17 protein-coding genes are annotated in these 15,597 nt (G+C 70.8%); 8 read left to right on the top strand and 9 right to left on the bottom strand.

The features are described from left to right. The first annotated feature begins 30 nt into the window (after positions 1 to 30). The gene (locus ABD912_RS03535) at positions 31 to 1,728 is read left to right on the top strand and encodes a DEAD/DEAH box helicase (protein WP_345148518.1); all 1,698 of its coding nucleotides are present in this window, start codon (positions 31 to 33) and stop codon (positions 1,726 to 1,728) included. Between the two features lie 113 nt (positions 1,729 to 1,841). Beyond that, positions 1,842 to 2,690, top strand: a complete 849-nt coding sequence (locus tag ABD912_RS03540) for a DNA-methyltransferase (RefSeq protein WP_345149396.1) — start codon at positions 1,842 to 1,844, stop codon at positions 2,688 to 2,690. A 96-nt stretch (positions 2,691 to 2,786) separates the two neighbouring features. Here ABD912_RS03540 and ABD912_RS03545 read toward each other — a convergent pair whose 3' ends face one another. After that, complete coding sequence (locus ABD912_RS03545; RefSeq protein WP_345148520.1) at positions 2,787 to 3,341, bottom strand: COG4315 family predicted lipoprotein; 555 nt, start codon at positions 3,339 to 3,341, stop codon at positions 2,787 to 2,789. A 148-nt stretch (positions 3,342 to 3,489) separates the two neighbouring features. On the opposite strand from ABD912_RS03545, the gene ABD912_RS03550 reads away from it, so the two are divergent. Next, positions 3,490 to 4,032: a sigma-70 family RNA polymerase sigma factor gene (locus ABD912_RS03550; RefSeq protein ID WP_345149398.1), complete on the top strand. Its 543-nt coding sequence runs from the start codon at positions 3,490 to 3,492 to the stop codon at positions 4,030 to 4,032. A gap of 40 nt (positions 4,033 to 4,072) precedes the next feature. Here the strand turns inward: ABD912_RS03550 and ABD912_RS03555 are convergent, their stop codons facing one another. Beyond that, positions 4,073 to 4,930 carry a PHP domain-containing protein gene (locus tag ABD912_RS03555; protein ID WP_345148522.1) on the bottom strand — a complete coding sequence of 286 codons (858 nt, stop codon included), beginning with the start codon at positions 4,928 to 4,930 and terminating at the stop codon, positions 4,073 to 4,075. Positions 4,931 to 5,133: 203 nt separating this feature from the next. Here ABD912_RS03555 and ABD912_RS03560 point away from each other — a divergent pair, with 203 nt between their 5' ends. Next, a complete protein-coding gene (locus ABD912_RS03560; RefSeq protein WP_345148523.1) occupies positions 5,134 to 6,690 on the top strand; it encodes an aminopeptidase P family protein in 1,557 nt (518 codons plus the stop codon). Positions 6,691 to 6,817: 127 nt separating this feature from the next. On the opposite strand, the gene ABD912_RS03565 is transcribed toward ABD912_RS03560, so the two are convergent. Beyond that, positions 6,818 to 7,675 (bottom strand): YflT domain-containing protein, encoded by an 858-nt coding sequence (locus ABD912_RS03565; RefSeq protein WP_345148524.1) that lies wholly within the window; start codon positions 7,673 to 7,675, stop codon positions 6,818 to 6,820. Between the two features lie 212 nt (positions 7,676 to 7,887). Here ABD912_RS03565 and ABD912_RS03570 point away from each other — a divergent pair, with 212 nt between their 5' ends. Genes ABD912_RS03570 through ABD912_RS03580 form a run of 3 tightly spaced genes read left to right on the top strand, consistent with a single transcriptional unit; the run spans position 7,888 to position 11,096 of the window. Further along, positions 7,888 to 9,174: a magnesium transporter MgtE N-terminal domain-containing protein gene (locus ABD912_RS03570; protein WP_345148526.1), complete on the top strand. Its 1,287-nt coding sequence runs from the start codon at positions 7,888 to 7,890 to the stop codon at positions 9,172 to 9,174. Then, positions 9,167 to 9,943 (top strand): DUF1003 domain-containing protein, encoded by a 777-nt coding sequence (locus tag ABD912_RS03575; RefSeq protein ID WP_345148527.1) that lies wholly within the window; start codon positions 9,167 to 9,169, stop codon positions 9,941 to 9,943. The genes ABD912_RS03570 and ABD912_RS03575 overlap by 8 nt, the downstream gene beginning before the upstream one ends. Further along, the gene (locus ABD912_RS03580; RefSeq protein ID WP_345148529.1) at positions 9,936 to 11,096 is read left to right on the top strand and encodes an Mrp/NBP35 family ATP-binding protein; all 1,161 of its coding nucleotides are present in this window, start codon (positions 9,936 to 9,938) and stop codon (positions 11,094 to 11,096) included. The genes ABD912_RS03575 and ABD912_RS03580 overlap by 8 nt, the downstream gene beginning before the upstream one ends. A gap of 180 nt (positions 11,097 to 11,276) precedes the next feature. On the opposite strand, the gene ABD912_RS03585 is transcribed toward ABD912_RS03580, so the two are convergent. The 3 genes from ABD912_RS03585 to sigE all read right to left on the bottom strand — a co-directional run bounded on the left by ABD912_RS03585 (position 11,277) and on the right by sigE (position 13,433). Beyond that, complete coding sequence (locus tag ABD912_RS03585) at positions 11,277 to 11,660, bottom strand: sec-independent translocase (protein WP_345148530.1); 384 nt, start codon at positions 11,658 to 11,660, stop codon at positions 11,277 to 11,279. Between the two features lie 123 nt (positions 11,661 to 11,783). Then, positions 11,784 to 12,680, bottom strand: coding sequence for an anti-sigma factor family protein (locus ABD912_RS03590; RefSeq protein ID WP_345148531.1), 897 nt, complete (start codon positions 12,678 to 12,680; stop codon positions 11,784 to 11,786). Between the two features lie 3 nt (positions 12,681 to 12,683). Next, a complete protein-coding gene (gene sigE / locus ABD912_RS03595) occupies positions 12,684 to 13,433 on the bottom strand; it encodes an RNA polymerase sigma factor SigE (RefSeq protein WP_345148532.1) in 750 nt (249 codons plus the stop codon). On the opposite strand from sigE, the gene ABD912_RS03600 reads away from it, so the two are divergent. Beyond that, positions 13,432 to 14,067, top strand: coding sequence for an O-methyltransferase (locus ABD912_RS03600; RefSeq protein WP_345148534.1), 636 nt, complete (start codon positions 13,432 to 13,434; stop codon positions 14,065 to 14,067). The genes sigE and ABD912_RS03600 overlap by 2 nt on opposite strands. A 55-nt stretch (positions 14,068 to 14,122) precedes the next feature. Here ABD912_RS03600 and ABD912_RS03605 read toward each other — a convergent pair whose 3' ends face one another. The 3 genes from ABD912_RS03605 to ABD912_RS03615 form a co-directional block, all read right to left on the bottom strand. Continuing rightward, a complete protein-coding gene (locus tag ABD912_RS03605; RefSeq protein ID WP_149955311.1) occupies positions 14,123 to 14,290 on the bottom strand; it encodes a DUF3117 domain-containing protein in 168 nt (55 codons plus the stop codon). 129 nt (positions 14,291 to 14,419) lie between these two features. Further along, positions 14,420 to 14,734: a DivIVA domain-containing protein gene (locus ABD912_RS03610; protein ID WP_345148539.1), complete on the bottom strand. Its 315-nt coding sequence runs from the start codon at positions 14,732 to 14,734 to the stop codon at positions 14,420 to 14,422. Between the two features lie 8 nt (positions 14,735 to 14,742). Continuing rightward, positions 14,743 to 15,522 (bottom strand): LOG family protein, encoded by a 780-nt coding sequence (locus ABD912_RS03615; RefSeq protein WP_345148540.1) that lies wholly within the window; start codon positions 15,520 to 15,522, stop codon positions 14,743 to 14,745. Positions 15,523 to 15,597: the final 75 nt, after the last annotated feature.

Consider the following 15,597-nt stretch of genomic DNA (forward strand, 5'->3'; position numbering starts at 1 on the left):
CGCGGCACCCTAAATGAAATTGAGAATGCCTTGAACGCTGAACACCATCTGATTGCCGACTCCGGCACCGAAGAGATCGACGTCGAAGAGTCGCTGACTACCAACGAAGCCCCGCACGAGATCCCGGAGAAGACGTTTGCCGACTTCGGCGTCCGCCAGGACATCGTCGACTCGCTGGCCTCCGCCGGCATCACCCACCCGTTCCCGATTCAGGCGATGACGCTGCCGATCGCCCTCAGCGGCCATGACATCATCGGCCAGGCCAAGACCGGCACCGGCAAGACCCTCGGATTCGGCCTGCCCGCGCTGCAGCGCGTGGTGGGCCCCGGCGACGAGGGCTACGACCAGCTTCCCGTTCCGGGAGCCCCGCAGGCACTGATCGTCGCCCCGACCCGCGAGCTGGCCGTCCAGGTCGCCCAGGACCTGGAGACCGCGTCCAAGCAGCGCAACGCGCGCATCGCCACCATCTACGGCGGCCGCGCCTACGAGCCGCAGATCGAGCAGCTGCAGGCTGGCGTCGAGGTGGTCGTCGGCACCCCCGGGCGCCTGATCGACCTCTACAAGCAGAAGCACCTGAGCCTGAAGAACGTGCGGATCGTGGTCCTGGACGAGGCCGACGAGATGCTGGACCTGGGCTTCCTGCCGGACGTGGAGACCCTGCTGGCCGCCACCCCGGCCGTCCGCCAGACCATGCTGTTCTCCGCCACCATGCCCGGCGCCGTCGTGGCCATGGCCCGCCGCTACATGTCCCAGCCCACGCACATCCGCGCCGCCGACCCGGACGACGACTCGATCACCAAGAAGGACATCCGCCAGGTCATCTACCGCGCCCACCAGCTGGACAAGGACGAGGTCGTCGCCCGCATCCTGCAGGCCGAGGGCCGCGGCAGGACGATCATCTTCACCAAGACCAAGCGCTCGGCCGCGAAGCTGAGCGACGAACTGGTGGACCGCGGCTTCGCGGCCGGATCCATCCACGGCGACCTCGGCCAGGGCGCCCGCGAGCAGGCGCTGCGCGCCTTCCGCAACGGCAAGGTCGACGTGCTGGTCGCCACCGACGTCGCCGCCCGCGGCATCGACGTCGACGACGTCACCCACGTGATCAACCTGCAGTGCCCGGAGGACGAAAAGACCTACCTGCACCGCGTGGGCCGCACCGGCCGCGCCGGCAACAAGGGCACCGCGATCACCTTCGTGGACTGGGAAGACGTCCCGCGCTGGGGCCTGATCAACAAGGCCCTGGGCCTGGACCAGGCCGAGCCGGTGGAGACCTACTCCTCCTCCCCGCACCTGTACACCGACCTGGACATCCCGGCCGGAACCAAGGGCCGCCTGCCGCGCCACAAGCGCACCCTCGAAGGCCTTTCCGGAGAGGTGCTTGAGGACCTCGGCGAAACCGGCAAGAAGACTTCCGGGCGCGCCGGTTCCCGCGGGCGCGGCGAGGCCGAGGGCAAGCACCACGCCCACGGCCGCGGCCGTTCCGACCGTCCGGTCCACGCCGAGGGCAAGGGCCGCCGCCGCGGCTCCCGCGCCGAGGGCGCCGGGAACGACGCCGGCACCTCCGCGGCTCCGGCCGGCGACGGTGCGGCGCAGCAGGACGCCGCCGCGGCGAACGCGGCACCCGCGCAGACCCCGGCCGCCGAGGGCGGCGCCGAGGCCCTGCGCCGCCGCCGTTCGCGGACCCGCCGCCGCAACGGCGAGGTCGTGTCCCGCCCCGAGGGCGAGTAGCCCACTTGGCCGCGAGCGTTTCCGTCGAAGCCGGAGCCGCGGAGGTCCCCCACCGGGGGCTCCGCGGCTTCGGCCGTTCCCGCCCGCCCGCCTGGTCCCCCGACGGCCCCGACCTGGTGGTGCAGGCGGACAACGCGGACTACCTGCCCAAGCTGCCCGATGGCACCTTCACGCTGATCTACGTGGACCCGCCGTTCAACACCGGACGCACACAGAAGCGCCAGAACGCGAAGATGGTGCGCGCGGTGCCCGGCGAGGGGGACCGCGTCGGCTTCAACGGGCGCACCTACCAGACGCTGCTGGGGCAGCTGCACAGCTACGACGACGCGTTCGAGGACTACTGGTCCTTCCTTGAGCCGCGGCTGCGCGAGGCCTGGCGACTGCTGGCCGAGGACGGCACCCTGTACGTGCACCTGGACTATCGCGAGGTGCACTACGCCAAGGTGCTCATGGACGCGATCTTCGGGCGGGAGTGCTTCCTGAACGAGATCGTCTGGGCCTACGACTACGGGGCCCGGTCCAAGAGCCGCTGGCCCACCAAGCACGACAACATCCTGGTGTACGTCAAGGACCCGGAGCGCTACCACTTCGACGCCGCGGCCGTGGACCGCGAGCCCTACATGGCCCCGGGCATGGTCACCCCGGAGAAGGCCGCCCGCGGGAAGCTGCCCACGGATGTGTGGTGGCACACCATCGTCTCCCCCACCGGCAAGGAGAAGACCGGCTACCCGACGCAGAAGCCCGAGGGCGTCCTGCGCCGCATCGTGGCCGCCAGCAGCCGGCCCGGAGACTGGGTGCTGGACTTCTTCGCCGGTTCCGGGACCACCGGCGCGGTCGCGGCCTCCTTGGGCCGGCGCTACGTGTGCGTGGACTCCAACCCGCAGGCGGTCAAGGTCATGGCCGACCGGCTGCCGGGCGCGAAGGTCTACCCGGCGCGGCTGCGCCGGGGTTCCAGGGCCTGACAGCCGGGCCGCGCCCCTCCCTGGCCCTCCCGTCGCGGGAGGGCCAGGGAGGTGCAAGGCGGGGCAGCCGCCGGAAGCGTTGCCAGTGGCTGGCCGCTACTTGCTTTCGGAGGCGTGCTCGATCATCTCGCCGTCGGGCGCCACGACGTACCACACCTCATTGACGTCCTGGCCCAGCACGTCTCCGGGCGCCTTGTCCTTCACGTAGTAGTACAGCGGCATGCCGTTGAGGGTCAGCTGCTTCTGCCCGTCCGGGCTGTCGATGGTGCCCACGGTTCCCGTCACGGACGGATCGACCGCCGGCTGGTTTCCGGCGGCCACGGCGATCGGCCACGCCTCCAGGCAGTCGCCCGTGCAGGCGCTCTTCCCCGAGTCCTTCACGTCCTTCGTGTAGTAGTACAGCGTCATGCCCTTGCCGTCCACCACGATCTCGCCGAGCGAGGAATCGGCGGTCTTCAGGTCCACGGACTCGCTCGCCGGCGGGCTCACCGTGGACGTCTCCGTGGAGGTCTCGGTGGCCGTGGCGGTCGCGGTGGTGGTGGCGGTCGCGGTGCTCTCGGGTTCCTCCGGTCCGCAACCCGCCAGTGCCGCGGAGGCCACCAGCGCGAGCAGCGCCAGCGCCGCCGAAGGTCTGTTGTGGAGACGATTCATGGGATCGATCCTTTCCCTGCGGATGGGCCGGCGCACCGAACCGGATGTTCGGGACCGCGCACCCCTGTTTTCCAAGACGCACAGGGGCCAAGGTTGGTTCAACGCGGCTTGGATACGTTTGAACGGGACTGCGGTGAACTGGACTGCGCTGAACTGGACATCGGGAGAGGACGCCGGGGAGGTCGGGGCCTCCGGCGGGGACCTGGTGGAGCGGATCTACCGGGAGCACGGCGATGCGCTGCGCCGCTTTGTCCTCCGGTCAGCGCCCGATGATCCCTCCTGCGCCGAGGACATCGTCCAGGAAACGGTGCTGCGCGTGTGGCGGGCGGCACCGCGGATCACCGGCAGCCTGCGCGGCTACCTGTACCGCACCGCGCGCAACGTCATGGTGGACGCGTACCGCCGATCGGCGGTCCGGCCCCCGCTGGCGCCCACGGACGGCGAGGCGGACCTGCTGCCGGACGCGGCAGACCCCATCGAGGAACTGCTGGGCCGGCTGCTCATGGAGGAGGCGCTGCTGCGCCTGAGTGCCGAACACCGGGAGGTGGTCGTGGCCCTGCACTACCGGCGGGAAACGCTCGCGGAGGCGGCCGAACGCCTCCGGATCCCGGTGGGCACGGTGAAGTCCCGCGCCCACTATGCGCTGCTGACGCTCCGGGGCGTGCTTACCGCGATGGGGGTGGAACGCTGAACCGGCCGGCGTCCCTGCCGGGCCCCACCGCGACGGCCCGCTACAGCGGGGGCATGTTCACCGGGGCCGAGCCGGTGCCCGCCTCCAGGATCCGGGCCAGCATCTGGGGTGAGGTGGTGTTCTCCCCCAGCCGGTTGGGCTTGCCGGTGCCGTGGTAGTCGCTGGAGCCGGTGACGATCAGCCCGTGGTCGGCGGCCAGCCGGCGCAGGTAGTCCCGGCCTGCCGGGGGGTTGTCGCGGTGGTCGATCTCCACTCCCAGCAGGCCGGCCCCGATCATGGCCTCGAACGTCTCCGGCCCCACCACGCGGCCGCGTTCGGACGCCACCGGGTGCGCGAACACGGGCACCCCGCCGGCGTCGCGGACCAGCTTGATGGCGGTGACCGGATCCACCGCGTAGTGGCCCACGTAGTAGCGCGAGCGGGCGGTGAGCACGTGCGCGAACGCCTCGGAGCGGGTGGACACCACGCCGGCGGTGACCAGGGCGTCGGCGATGTGGGGCCGGCCGATCGTCGCGCCGGGCACGGCATGCCGGCTGACCAGCTCCCAGTCCACCGGGTAGTCCTCGGAGAGCAGCGAGACCATCCTGCGGGCCCGGTGCACGCGGGCGTCGCGGGCCTTGTTGATCTCCTCCAGCAGGCCCGGGTGCGTGGGGTCGTGCAGGTAGCCGAGCAGGTGCACGCTGATGCCCTCGTCGGTCTTGCAGGAAATCTCGATGCCGGGAACCAGCCCGACCCCGAGCGCAACGGCAGCCTCGGCCGCCTCGGCCCATCCGGCGGTCTGGTCGTGGTCGGTCAGCGCCAGGACGTCGAGCCCGGCGGCCTTGGCCGCGGCGACGACGTCGGCCGGGGGCTCGGTACCGTCCGAGACATGCGAGTGGGTGTGGAGGTCGATCCGCATTGCCTAAGCTTAGTGGCCCTGGTTCGGTCGTGGGCCGACCCGGCGCTCCGCGCGGCCCGACGCGGGCAAAGATTTCCGGCGGCCGCGGGCGGCCTGGGAAATCCGCTGCCCGCTTCCCGGGCCCCGCTGCGCACCTCGTGCCGTGGGGAGCACCTGTGGGAGCCCATCGACCCTCCGGCCGCCTCTGCGAGAATGGAGGGGTGATGAGCGAACACACTGAAACCCCCGGCAGCGAGCAACCCCTCGAGGACCGCGTCAACAACCGATCCCAAAAGCCGACCTCCAAGGCCTTCAAGGACTTCATGGCGTCCCAGTGGGCACCGGCTCCCGAGCAGGCCCCCGAGCCGGATGCGGTCGCGCCCTACGCGGCGCGGCGCCGTCGTGCGCTTTCGGAGCGGTTCGCCGGCGAGCGCCTGGTGGTCCCGGCCGGACCGCTGAAGGTCCGCTCCAACGACACCGACTACCGCTTCCGCCCACATTCGGCGTTCGCGCACCTGACGGGCCTGGGGCTGGACCACGAGCCCGAGGCCGTGCTGGTCCTGGAACCGACCGACCCGGGAGCCGGCGACGACGGCGGCAACCACGAGGCCACCCTCTACTTCCACCCGCTGGCCGGGCGCGACTCCGAGGAGTTCTACGCCAACGCCCGCAACGGAGAGTTCTGGATCGGCGCCCGCCCCACCCTGGCCGAGCTGGACGCCCGCCTCGGAATCCGCACCTCCGACCTGAACGCGCTCGAGGTCGCGATCACCAAGGACGCCGGCGCCGTGGAGTTCGGCGGCCTGCGCATCCGCCTGGTGCGCGACGTCGACCTGAACTGCGATGCCCTGGTGGATACCTCCCGCATCAACACCGGCGTGGACCTGGAAATCTCCGACGGCCTGGACGGCGAGCTGGCCGAGGCCCTCTCCGAGCTGCGCCTGGTCAAGGACGCGTGGGAGATCGAGCAGATGCGCCTGTCCGTGGCCGCGACCGTCAACGGCTTCCACGAGGTGGTCAAGGTCCTCCCCCGCGCCATCGCGCACGACCGCGGCGAGCGCGTGGTCGAGGGCGCGTTCTTTGCCCGGGCCCGCGAGGAGGGCAACGACCTCGGCTACGACACCATCGCCGCCGCCGGCAACAACGCCACCGTGCTGCACTGGATCCGCAACACCGGCGCCGTGGTGCCGGGCGACCTGCTGCTGCTCGACGCCGGCGTGGAGGCCGATTCCCTCTACACCGCGGACGTCACGCGCACCCTGCCGATCAGCGGCCAGTTCAGCGACATCCAGCGCAAGATCTACCAGGCGGTCCTGGACGCGGCGGACGCGGCCTTCGCCGTCGCCAAGCCGGGCAACAGGTTCCGCGACCTGCACAAGGCCGCCGTCGAGGTCCTGGCCCGGCGCCTGGACGAGTGGGGCCTGCTGCCGGTGTCCCTCGAGGAGGCCCTGTCCGAGGAAGGCCAGCACCACCGCCGCTGGATGCCGCACGGCACCAGCCACCACCTGGGCCTGGACGTGCACGACTGCGCCCAGGCCAAGCGCGACCTGTACCTGGACGGCGTGCTGGAGGAGGGCATGGTCTTCACGATCGAGCCCGGCCTGTACTTCAAGGCCGAGGACCTCTCCGTGCCCGAGGAATACCGGGGCATCGGCGTGCGCATCGAGGACGACGTCCTGATCACCGCGCACGGCTGCGAAAGCCTCAGCGCCGCGCTGCCGCGCAGCCCGGAGGAAGTCGAGTCCTGGATGCGCGGGATCTACGCCGCCGAAGGCGAGTAGGCCTCACCCCCTGCCAACGCCGAAGCGCCCGTCCCCTGTGGGGACGGGCGCTTCGGCGTTGGCGGCCGGGACGGCGACGGCGGGAGGCCGGGCCTTCTTCTGAGGCCTTCTTGGCTGGGCCTTCCCGCTAGGCCTTTTTGTCCGTGTGGGGTTCCGGGGACGGAGTGGCCGGTTCGCCCGCTTCCGGGGCGGACGGGCCGGACCCGGTCTCGGCGTCGGGCTGGCCGCCATCCGCCGGTGGCGCGGGTGTCCCGGCGGCCGGCGAGGCTTCCGGCTCCCCGGCCGCCGCGGGCGCGGGCGCGGGGTTCTGCGTGTCGATGCGGACGCCGAACTGCGGGCGCCCGTCGGGAAGGTCGTGGTAGCCGCTGGTGCTCGGCGCCGGCGGGGCCTGCTCCGCTCCGGCGGGAGGACCGGGGACCTGCAGCGGGCCGGTCGCCTGCGGCGGCGCCCAGGCCGGGGCGCTGCGGTGGGCATCGACATGGCTCATCGGCAGCTTGGAGGCCATGGCCCGCGCGGCCGCGGCGTGTTCGAACGCGACCACGACGTCGTAGCTGGTGGCCAGCACCTGGCTGGAGGAGGCAAAGTCGCGCTTGCCCTTGCGGAAGGAGTAGCTGACCACTCCAAAGATCATCCAGATGGCCATGCCCAGGCCCACCGCGGAGACCAGTTGCATGGGGTTGGAGGCCGAGGACCCGAAGATGCTCAGGATCAGTCCAACGAAAAGGCCGAACATCGCACCCTGGGCGGCACCGGCGATGGCGACCTTCGGGTAGCTGAGCTTGGCGGTCACGTGTTCCACCGTCTTGAGGTCGTTGCCAACGATTGTGACGCTGGCGACCGGGAAGTCGTTGTCCGCGAGGTAGTCGACCACCTTCTGCGCATCCAGGTAGGACTCGTAACGTCCCAGCAGTTCCCCACGCGGCAGCCCGTTGGGCAGCCCGTTGGACGATGCGGAGTTCGACGGAGGACCGAATAGGGAGGACATGGTTCCATTGTGCCTTGCGGGAGCCGGATCGGCTCCTTCTTATCGCTCCGGGTGAACCTGTTTGCCGCCCCGGTCGGTGCCACGGGTGGAGCCGCGGGTGGAGCCGCGGGTGGAGCCGCGGGTGGAGCCGCGGCTCCGGGCCGGCGCACGGCACGGGATGCGCGGACGGGAACCGCGGTGCCGGTCCCCCGGGCAGGCAGTAGCCTAGGGGGGTGAGCAGCTCTTCGAACAAGGTTTTCATTGCGCGCCTGCTCGGCCTCGACGTTTTCGACCCCTTGGGTGACCGGCTGGGCCGGCTGCGCGACGTCGTGGTCTTCGACCGGGGTCCTTCCAGACCGGCGCAGTGCGTCGGCATCGTGGTCGAGGTCCCCGGCCGAAAGCGCGTGTTCGTGCCCATGACGCGCATCCAGGCCATGGAATCCAGCCAGATCATCTGCTCCGGGCTGGTCAACCTGCGCCGCTTCCAGCAGCGCGGTGCGGAGTCGCTGGCCGCGGCCGAACTGTTCGACCGCCGCGTGGCCTTCAAGGACGGCAGCGGCAACGGGGTCGTGGAGGACATCGGCCTGGAGCGCCAGCGCAACGGCGATTGGACGGTCGCCGAATACTTCGTGCGCCGCGGCGAACCCGGCGGGTTCCGCGCCCTGCGCCGGCTGGCCCGCGGCGAACGCGTGCTGGTGCGCTGGGACGAGGTCACCCGCGGGTTCACGCAGGAGCCGCAGGCCGCCACCCAGTTCGTGGCCGCCAACGAGGAGCTCAAACCCGCCGACTTCGCCGAGGCCCTGCATGAGATGAGCGACAAGCGACGCGTGGAGGTCGCCACCGAACTGCAGGACGACCGCCTCGCCGACGTGCTGCCCGAGCTTCCCGACGACGAGCAGGTGCAGATCCTGTCCTCGCTGGACATGGAGCGCGCCGCGGACGTCCTCGAGGAGATGGACCCGGACGACGCCGCCGACCTGCTCGCCGAACTCAGCCACGAGCAGCAGGAGGCCCTGCTGGAGCTGATGGAGCCGGACGAGGCCAACGACGTGCGGCGCCTGCTCGAGTACGAGGAGAACACGGCCGGGTCGATGATGACCCCGGTGCCGGTGATCCTGCCTCCGGAGGCGACCGTCGCGGAGGCCCTGGCCTCGGTGCGGCGCGAGGAGCTCAGCCCGGCGCTGGCCTCGACCGTGTTCGTTTGCCGTCCGCCGCTGGAGACCCCCACCGGGCGCTACCTGGGCGTGGTGCACATCCAGGCCCTGCTGCGCTGCGCCCCGCCCGAGGCCCTGGGCTCGATCCTGGACTCGGATCTGGAGCCGGTCTCCGACCTCGCCGACATCAGCGAGGTGTCCCGGCGGCTGGCCACGTACAACCTGACCTCGCTGCCGGTGGTCAACCCCGCCGGCCGGCTGGTGGGAGCGGTGACGGTGGACGACGTCCTGGACCACCTCCTGCCGGAGGACTGGCGCACGCATGACGACGACGACAAGCTGACGGGAGGCCGTGCACATGGCTGACAAGACCACGCGGCACAGCACTTCCTCCTCCGCGTCGGGGCTGGACACGCCGCTGAGCGCGAAGACCCGCTTCTGGCCGCGGTTGAGCCCGAACCCGGACGCCTTCGGCAAAGCCACCGAGAACTTCGCCCGCTTCATGGGAACCCCCGCGTTCCTGCTCTGGATGACGGTCTTCTGCGCGCTCTGGCTGGTCTGGAACACGTGGGGTCCCGAACCGTTCCGCTTCGACAGGGCGGCGCTGGGGTTCACCGTGCTGACGCTGATGCTCTCCCTGCAGGCCTCCTACGCCGCTCCCCTGCTGCTGCTGGCGCAGAACCGCCAGGATGACCGCGACCGCGTCTCCCTGACCGAGGACCGGAGCCGGGCGGAGCGGAACCTGCACGACACCGAGTACCTGACCCGCGAGCTGGCGGCGCTGCGCATCGCCCTGCGCGACGTCGCCACCCGCGACTACGTGCGCAGCGAGTTGCGTTCGGCGCTGGAGGAACTGCTGGAGGCGAACGAGGGCGAGGAGATCCGCCTGCGCGGCCGATCCCCGCGCAAGCGCGAAAAGGTCTCCGAGGCAACCACCCAGCTCGCCAAGGTGTCCCGGAAGGCGGACTACGCCGGCCGGAAGCCCAGCGGGTCCGGGAAGCGGGCAGCCGCCCCGGGAAAGCACAAGGCGGAGCCCAATGCCAAAGCGCAACCGGATGCCAAGACCCAGCCCGGCGTGCGGGTAAAGCCCGACGCCGGAACCGAACCCGATGCCCGAATGGAACCCGATGCCTGAGCCCACCGCCGTGGACCCCGCCGCACCGGACCTTGCGGGACGGGTTCACGCAGCGCTGGGCGCCGTGCAGGACCCGGAGCTGCGCCGTCCGATCACCGAACTGGGCATGGTCGACGCCGTCGCCGTTGCCGCGGACGGCACCGCCACCGTGCGCGTGCTGCTGACCGTGGCCGGCTGCCCGCTGCGCAACACGATCGTCGAGGACGTCACGGCAGCGGCCGGGACGGTGGAAGGCGTCGAGGCGGTCCGGGTGGACGTGGGCGTGATGACCCCGGAACAGCGGGCACAGCTGAAGGAGGGCCTGCGCACGCGCACCGTCCCGTTCGGCGCGCCCGGTTCGCTGACCCGCGTGATCGGCGTGGCCAGCGGCAAGGGTGGGGTCGGAAAGTCCAGCCTGACGGTGAACCTGGCCTGCGCCATGGCCGCTGACGGGTTGCGCGTGGGCATCATCGACGCCGACGTGCTGGGCTTCTCCGTCCCCGGCCTGATGGGCATCACGCAGGCCCCCACGCGGGTGGACGAGATGATCCTGCCGCCGGTGGCCTACGGGGTGAAGGTGATCTCGATCGGCATGTTCGTCAAGGACAACCAGCCGGTCATTTGGCGCGGGCCGATGCTGCACCGGGCCCTGGAGCAGTTCCTGACGGACGTGCACTTCGGGGACCTGGACGTGCTGCTGCTGGATCTGCCCCCGGGCACCGGCGACGTGGCGATCTCCATGTCCCAACTGCTGCCCGGATCGAGCCTGCTGGTGGTCACCACTCCGCAGTCGGCCGCCGCCGAGGTGGCGGTGCGGGCCGGTTCGGTGGCGACGCAGACGGGACAGGACGTCCTCGGCGTCGTGGAGAACATGTCCTGGCTCGAACTGCCCGACGGCACCCGGATGGAGCCCTTCGGCTCCGGGGGCGGCGAGAGCCTGGCCGCCCGGCTCTCGGAGATCCTGGGCGCCTCCGTGCCGCTGCTGGGGCGCATCCCGCTGGAACCGCGGTTGCGGGAGGGCGGGGACAACGGCGTGCCGATCGTCGTATCCGCCCCGGACTCGGCGGCCGCGGCCGAACTGCGCGCTATAGCCCGCACGCTGGCCATCCGGCCGCGCGGCCTGGCCGGCCTGCCGCTGGGCATCACCCCCACCCGTCCGGGTTCCGCCCCATAGAAGGGAAAACCCAAGACCCTGCCGCCCGATCCGCAGGCTCGTGCGTCGGGTGCATGGCGACGCGTCGGCCTGCACCCGACGCACGGGCATGCATGCCATTGGCCGGGACGGAAAACGCCGCCGCTTCCCTGGGCGTCCCAGGGGAGCGGCGGCGTTCGCAGGCCAGGGCGTGCCGGCGTGTCAGGTGGCTTCGGAATCGAAGGGTGCCGCTTCGCCGGGCTCCAGCTGGCGCTCGGCCTGCCGGGTGGCGACGGACCGCTGCGCCGCGGCAGGCTGGGGGCTTTCCTTCGCGGCGGAGATGGCGTCGTCGAAGTCTTCGAGCAGCGCGTCCTTGATGATCTTGCGCGGGTCGTACTGCCGCGGGTCAAGCTTGCGCCAATCGATGTCCGCGATCTCGTCGCCGACCTCCTCGCGCAGCTGCTCCTTGGCGCCGGCGGCCATGCGGCGCACTTCCTTCACCAGCCGCGCAAGCTGCTGGGCATACGCCGGCAGCTTGTCGGGGCCCAGGATCAGGACCGCGAGCACGGCGAGCACCAGAAACTCGCCACCGTTAATTCCAAACACGTTATGAGACTACCTGTTCGCTGCGTGCGCCCGGCATTCGGCGATCCCGATCGTCGCTGCGTTGCGCACTGTTTCGGGGAGGCACCCTGGGAGCGCTTGCCGCGGGTTTCCCTGCCGCCGGCTTCACTGTTCGATGTCCACGACGGTGAGTTTCGCCAGCCCCCGGCCGATGCGTTCCAGCGCGGGCTGTTCCTCGAGCCCCCGGGCATCAAGCCGCGCGTGCTCGGTCACGACGATCCGGCGCAGCAGGGCACGGGTGCTGTCCTTGTCCAGCGTGGAGACGAGCTCGTACTCGGCGGATTCCATGCTCAGGACCGAACGCCCGTCCGCGCCGGTTTCCACGGTGGAGACCTCGCTGGCGGCGTTCAGCGCCAGGCTCTTGCTCCCGGAGGACGCAGCCCCGGCCGTGGCGGGATCCCGGCGCCGTTCCGTCACGACGGCCGTGCCTCCAGGCCCGGCCAGTTCCAGCGTCAGCTCCGGCACGCCCTCCACCACGGCGCCGCGGGCGCCGGTCAGCGCCAGGCCGAAGGCGGCGAATTGCGGGCAGTTCCAGCCGGCGTCGCGCAGCCGGTCCAGGTCCTCCTCCTTGAGCGGGATGCCCGTCTCGGTCCAGGATCCGACCACGGAGGACGCCGAGGCCGTGCGCCCGCTGTCCGGCTCGCCCAGGACCCAGGCCACGGCGAGGATCGCGGTGAGCAGGCCAATCACCAGCGCACAGGCCAGCGCCGGCAACAGGGAGCGCCAGCGCTCGGGCCCGGGCGGTGGCTGCGGCGGTTCGCCGGCCGCAGCGAAGCCGAACTCCGAGGTCCGCACCAAGCGGTTGAGCAGCTCGGCTCCCGGGGCGGGTGCCGAACTCCGGGAGGCCGAATGGGCATCCAGCCGGCGCATCAGCCGGCGCCCGTCCTGGACGAGCGCACCGCAGCTCCGGCAGCGCCCGAGGTGCTCCTCGAAGACGCTTCTGCGTGCCTCGGGAAGTTCACCGTCCAGGTACGCGTCGATCCAGCGCTGATAGCGGTGCATGCGCTAATGGGCCTGCGGAAGGGCCCGCCCCGCCTTAGGCAGGGACACCGGGCGGCGTGCGGGGTTGCGGTGGGCGAGCTTCTCGCGCAGCAACGAGCGGCCGCGGTGGATACGCGACCGGACGGTGCCCAGCTTCACGCCCAACACGGCGGAGACCTCCTCGTAGGACAGGCCCTCCAGGTCACACAGCACGACGGCGGCGCGGAAGTCCGGCGGCAGTTCCTCCACGGCGCGCTGGACGTCCACGTCCAGGTTGTTGAACTCGAAGCTGCGTTCCGGGCCGGGGTCGGTGCCCGGCACGCGGGCCTCCGCGTCCTCGGCGAATGCATCGAAGCGGATACGGGTGCGCCGCCGCGCCTGGTCGAGGAACAGGTTGGTGGTGATCCGGTGGATCCAGCCGTCGATGGTGCCGGGCGTGAAGTTGTGCAGCGACCTGAAGACCCGGACGAACGTTTCCTGCGTGAGGTCCTCCGCGTCCTGCCGGTTGCCGGTGAGCCGGTAGGCCAGGCGGTAGACCTTGGGCGAATGCCGTTCCACGATTTCATCCCAGCCTGGCACGGCGTCGACCGGTTCGGCGGGAACTGAAGTGCTGGGTTGTGCGTTCACGTCTTCAATCTTGGCCGACCAGTCTGTGAGCAAGCTGGACAGCTCCTCGGTGGTTCCCCAGTTCCGCTTCCCCGCGGCCACTAGGATGGGAACGGGCCCCGGGCCCGTCCACTCCCCTCTCGATCCCGAAGGAATCCGCCCCGCCATGAGCGCCGACAAGCAGAGCAGCTGGTCCTACACCGAGGCCTTGCCCGAGGAGGACGATGTCCTGCTGCGCGCGCGCGAACGCGGGCACGAGCTCGGGGTGCTGCCGGTCGGTGCCGGCACGGCTGCCCTGCTCACGGTCCTGGCCGCGTCCTCACAGGCGCGCACCGCCGTCGAGGTCGGCTCCGGGGTGGGCGTCTCCGGAGTCAGCCTGCTTCGCGGGCTGGGGCCCCGTTCCGTCCTGACCACCATCGACATCGACGTGGATCACCTGCATGCGGCACGCGAGGCCTATCTGGAAGCCGGCATTCCGGCCAACCGCACCCGCACCATCACCGGGCGCGCCCAGGACGTGCTGCCCCGGCTGACCGACGCGGCCTACGACCTGGTGTTCATCGACGCCGACAAGGCCAACCTGGTGGGCTACGTGGAGCAGGGGGCCCGGCTGCTGCGCCGCGGCGGCACGCTGCTGGTCCACGACGCCCTGGACCAGGACCGGGTCCCGCAGCCGGCCATCCGCCGTCCCAGCACCGTGGCGGCCCGAATGGTGGTGCGGATGCTGCGCGACCGCGACGACTTCGTCACCGCCACGGTCCCCACCGGCACCGGGCTGCTGCTGGCCACCAAGGTCCGCTGACGCGAAAGGCCCGGGGGCTTGCCGCCCCCGGGCCTTTCGCAACAACTTGGCGCATCTACTCCGTGACGCCCACCAGGCATTCGCGCAGCTGCGCGGCCTCGTCCGCATTCAGTTCGACCACCAGGCGGCCGCCACCGTCAATCGGTACGCGCATGATCAGGCTACGGCCTTCCTTGGTGACCTCCATGGGGCCATCCCCGGTACGCGGTTTCATCGCAGCCATTGGCGCAGTGTCCCTTCCCTCAATGAAGCGGAGCGGGCCCCGCTGATCGATCTCGAGCGGCATCCCCGCAAGTGGGAATGCGTTCAGCTTGCACTTCACATTATCCCGGAGTTGCCCGCGTGCCGCTAATCACACGCCCTGTCCGCGCGTCGCCAATTCAGCGCGGAGGCGTTCGATCTCCCCGCCCAGCACCCCCAGCACCTCATCGACCTGGTCCGCGCGGTACCCGCGCAGCCCGACCGCGAAGCGCACCTTGCCGATGTCCGACGCCGTGGGGCGGGCCGGCAGCAGGACCGGCGGCAGCGAGGGAACCGGTTCCACCAGCCCCACCAGCAGGCCGCGGTCGGCTTCCCGGGGCGCCCCGGAGGTGCGCCGCCTCCCGGAGAGAGCGAAAACGGTTCCCCCGAGCGCAAGGACCGCGACGAAAAGCAGAACGATCTCCACGCCGCCTCCTACGGGTTGTGGTGGTGGGCGGAGCCCTCCGCGGTGATGCGCACCGCTTCGGCCGGATCGTCGGTGATCCGGATCAGGTCGACGTCCGAGGCCGAGATGGTTCCTTCCCCGACCAGGGTGGTGCGGATCCATTCCATCAAAGGACCCCAGTAGTCGGTGCCGACCAGGATGATCGGGAAGCTGGTGACCTTCTGCGTCTGGACCAGGGTGAGGGCCTCGAAGAGCTCGTCCAGGGTGCCGAACCCGCCGGGCAGGACGATGAAGCCCTGCGAGTACTTCACGAACATCGTCTTGCGGGCGAAGAAGTACCGGAAGTTGATGCCGACGTCGACCCACTCGTTCATGCCGGTCTCGAAGGGCAGTTCGATGCCCAGTCCCACGGAGGTTCCGCCGGCCTTGAAGGCGCCCTTGTTGGCGGCCTCCATCGCGCCCGGACCACCTCCGGTGATGACGGCGAAGCCGGCCTCGACCAGCCGCTTGCCGATTTCCTGCGCCTGCCGGTAGCGCGGCGAGTCGCGGGCGGCGCGGGCCGAGCCGAACACACTCACCGCGGGCCCCAGGTCGGCCAGGGTCCCGAACCCCTCCACGAACTCCGCCTGGATGCGCAGCACCCGCCAGGGGTCGGTGTGGGTGAAGTCCTTGAACTCCTTGGTGTCCAGCAGGTAACTGTCAGCCTGCGGCGTCGTTGCCCGGCTGCGGCGCAGGATCACCGACCCTTTGCGCCGGCCTCGGGTCGGGGCGGGCTCTTCGAAAGGTTCGGTGTCATCGTGGCGTAGCATGCACACAGCCTAGTCCTCCTCGGTGTCCCCGCAACCGGGTTTCCATCGCATCAAGATTTGTGTTGTCGCCCGGGA

The organism is Arthrobacter ginkgonis (genome assembly GCF_039540195.1).
GTDB classification, from domain to species: domain Bacteria; phylum Actinomycetota; class Actinomycetes; order Actinomycetales; family Micrococcaceae; genus Zafaria; species Zafaria ginkgonis.

What these genes read in the sequence shown, in the direction of transcription:
- ABD912_RS03580 (WP_345148529.1), top strand. Translation starts at nt 9,936, where the DNA reads ATGCCTGAGCCCACCGCCGTGGACCCCGCCGCACCGGACCTTGCGGGA.
- ABD912_RS03565 (WP_345148524.1), bottom strand. Translation starts at nt 7,675, where the DNA reads ATGTCCTCCCTATTCGGTCCTCCGTCGAACTCCGCATCGTCCAACGGG.
- ABD912_RS03560 (WP_345148523.1), top strand. Translation starts at nt 5,134, where the DNA reads ATGAGCGAACACACTGAAACCCCCGGCAGCGAGCAACCCCTCGAGGAC.
- ABD912_RS03590 (WP_345148531.1), bottom strand. Translation starts at nt 12,680, where the DNA reads ATGCACCGCTATCAGCGCTGGATCGACGCGTACCTGGACGGTGAACTT.
- ABD912_RS03575 (WP_345148527.1), top strand. Translation starts at nt 9,167, where the DNA reads ATGGCTGACAAGACCACGCGGCACAGCACTTCCTCCTCCGCGTCGGGG.
- ABD912_RS03615 (WP_345148540.1), bottom strand. Translation starts at nt 15,522, where the DNA reads ATGCTACGCCACGATGACACCGAACCTTTCGAAGAGCCCGCCCCGACC.
- ABD912_RS03605 (WP_149955311.1), bottom strand. Translation starts at nt 14,290, where the DNA reads ATGGCTGCGATGAAACCGCGTACCGGGGATGGCCCCATGGAGGTCACC.
- ABD912_RS03545 (WP_345148520.1), bottom strand. Translation starts at nt 3,341, where the DNA reads ATGAATCGTCTCCACAACAGACCTTCGGCGGCGCTGGCGCTGCTCGCG.
- ABD912_RS03555 (WP_345148522.1), bottom strand. Translation starts at nt 4,930, where the DNA reads ATGCGGATCGACCTCCACACCCACTCGCATGTCTCGGACGGTACCGAG.
- ABD912_RS03600 (WP_345148534.1), top strand. Translation starts at nt 13,432, where the DNA reads ATGAGCGCCGACAAGCAGAGCAGCTGGTCCTACACCGAGGCCTTGCCC.
- sigE (WP_345148532.1), bottom strand. Translation starts at nt 13,433, where the DNA reads ATGGCGGGGCGGATTCCTTCGGGATCGAGAGGGGAGTGGACGGGCCCG.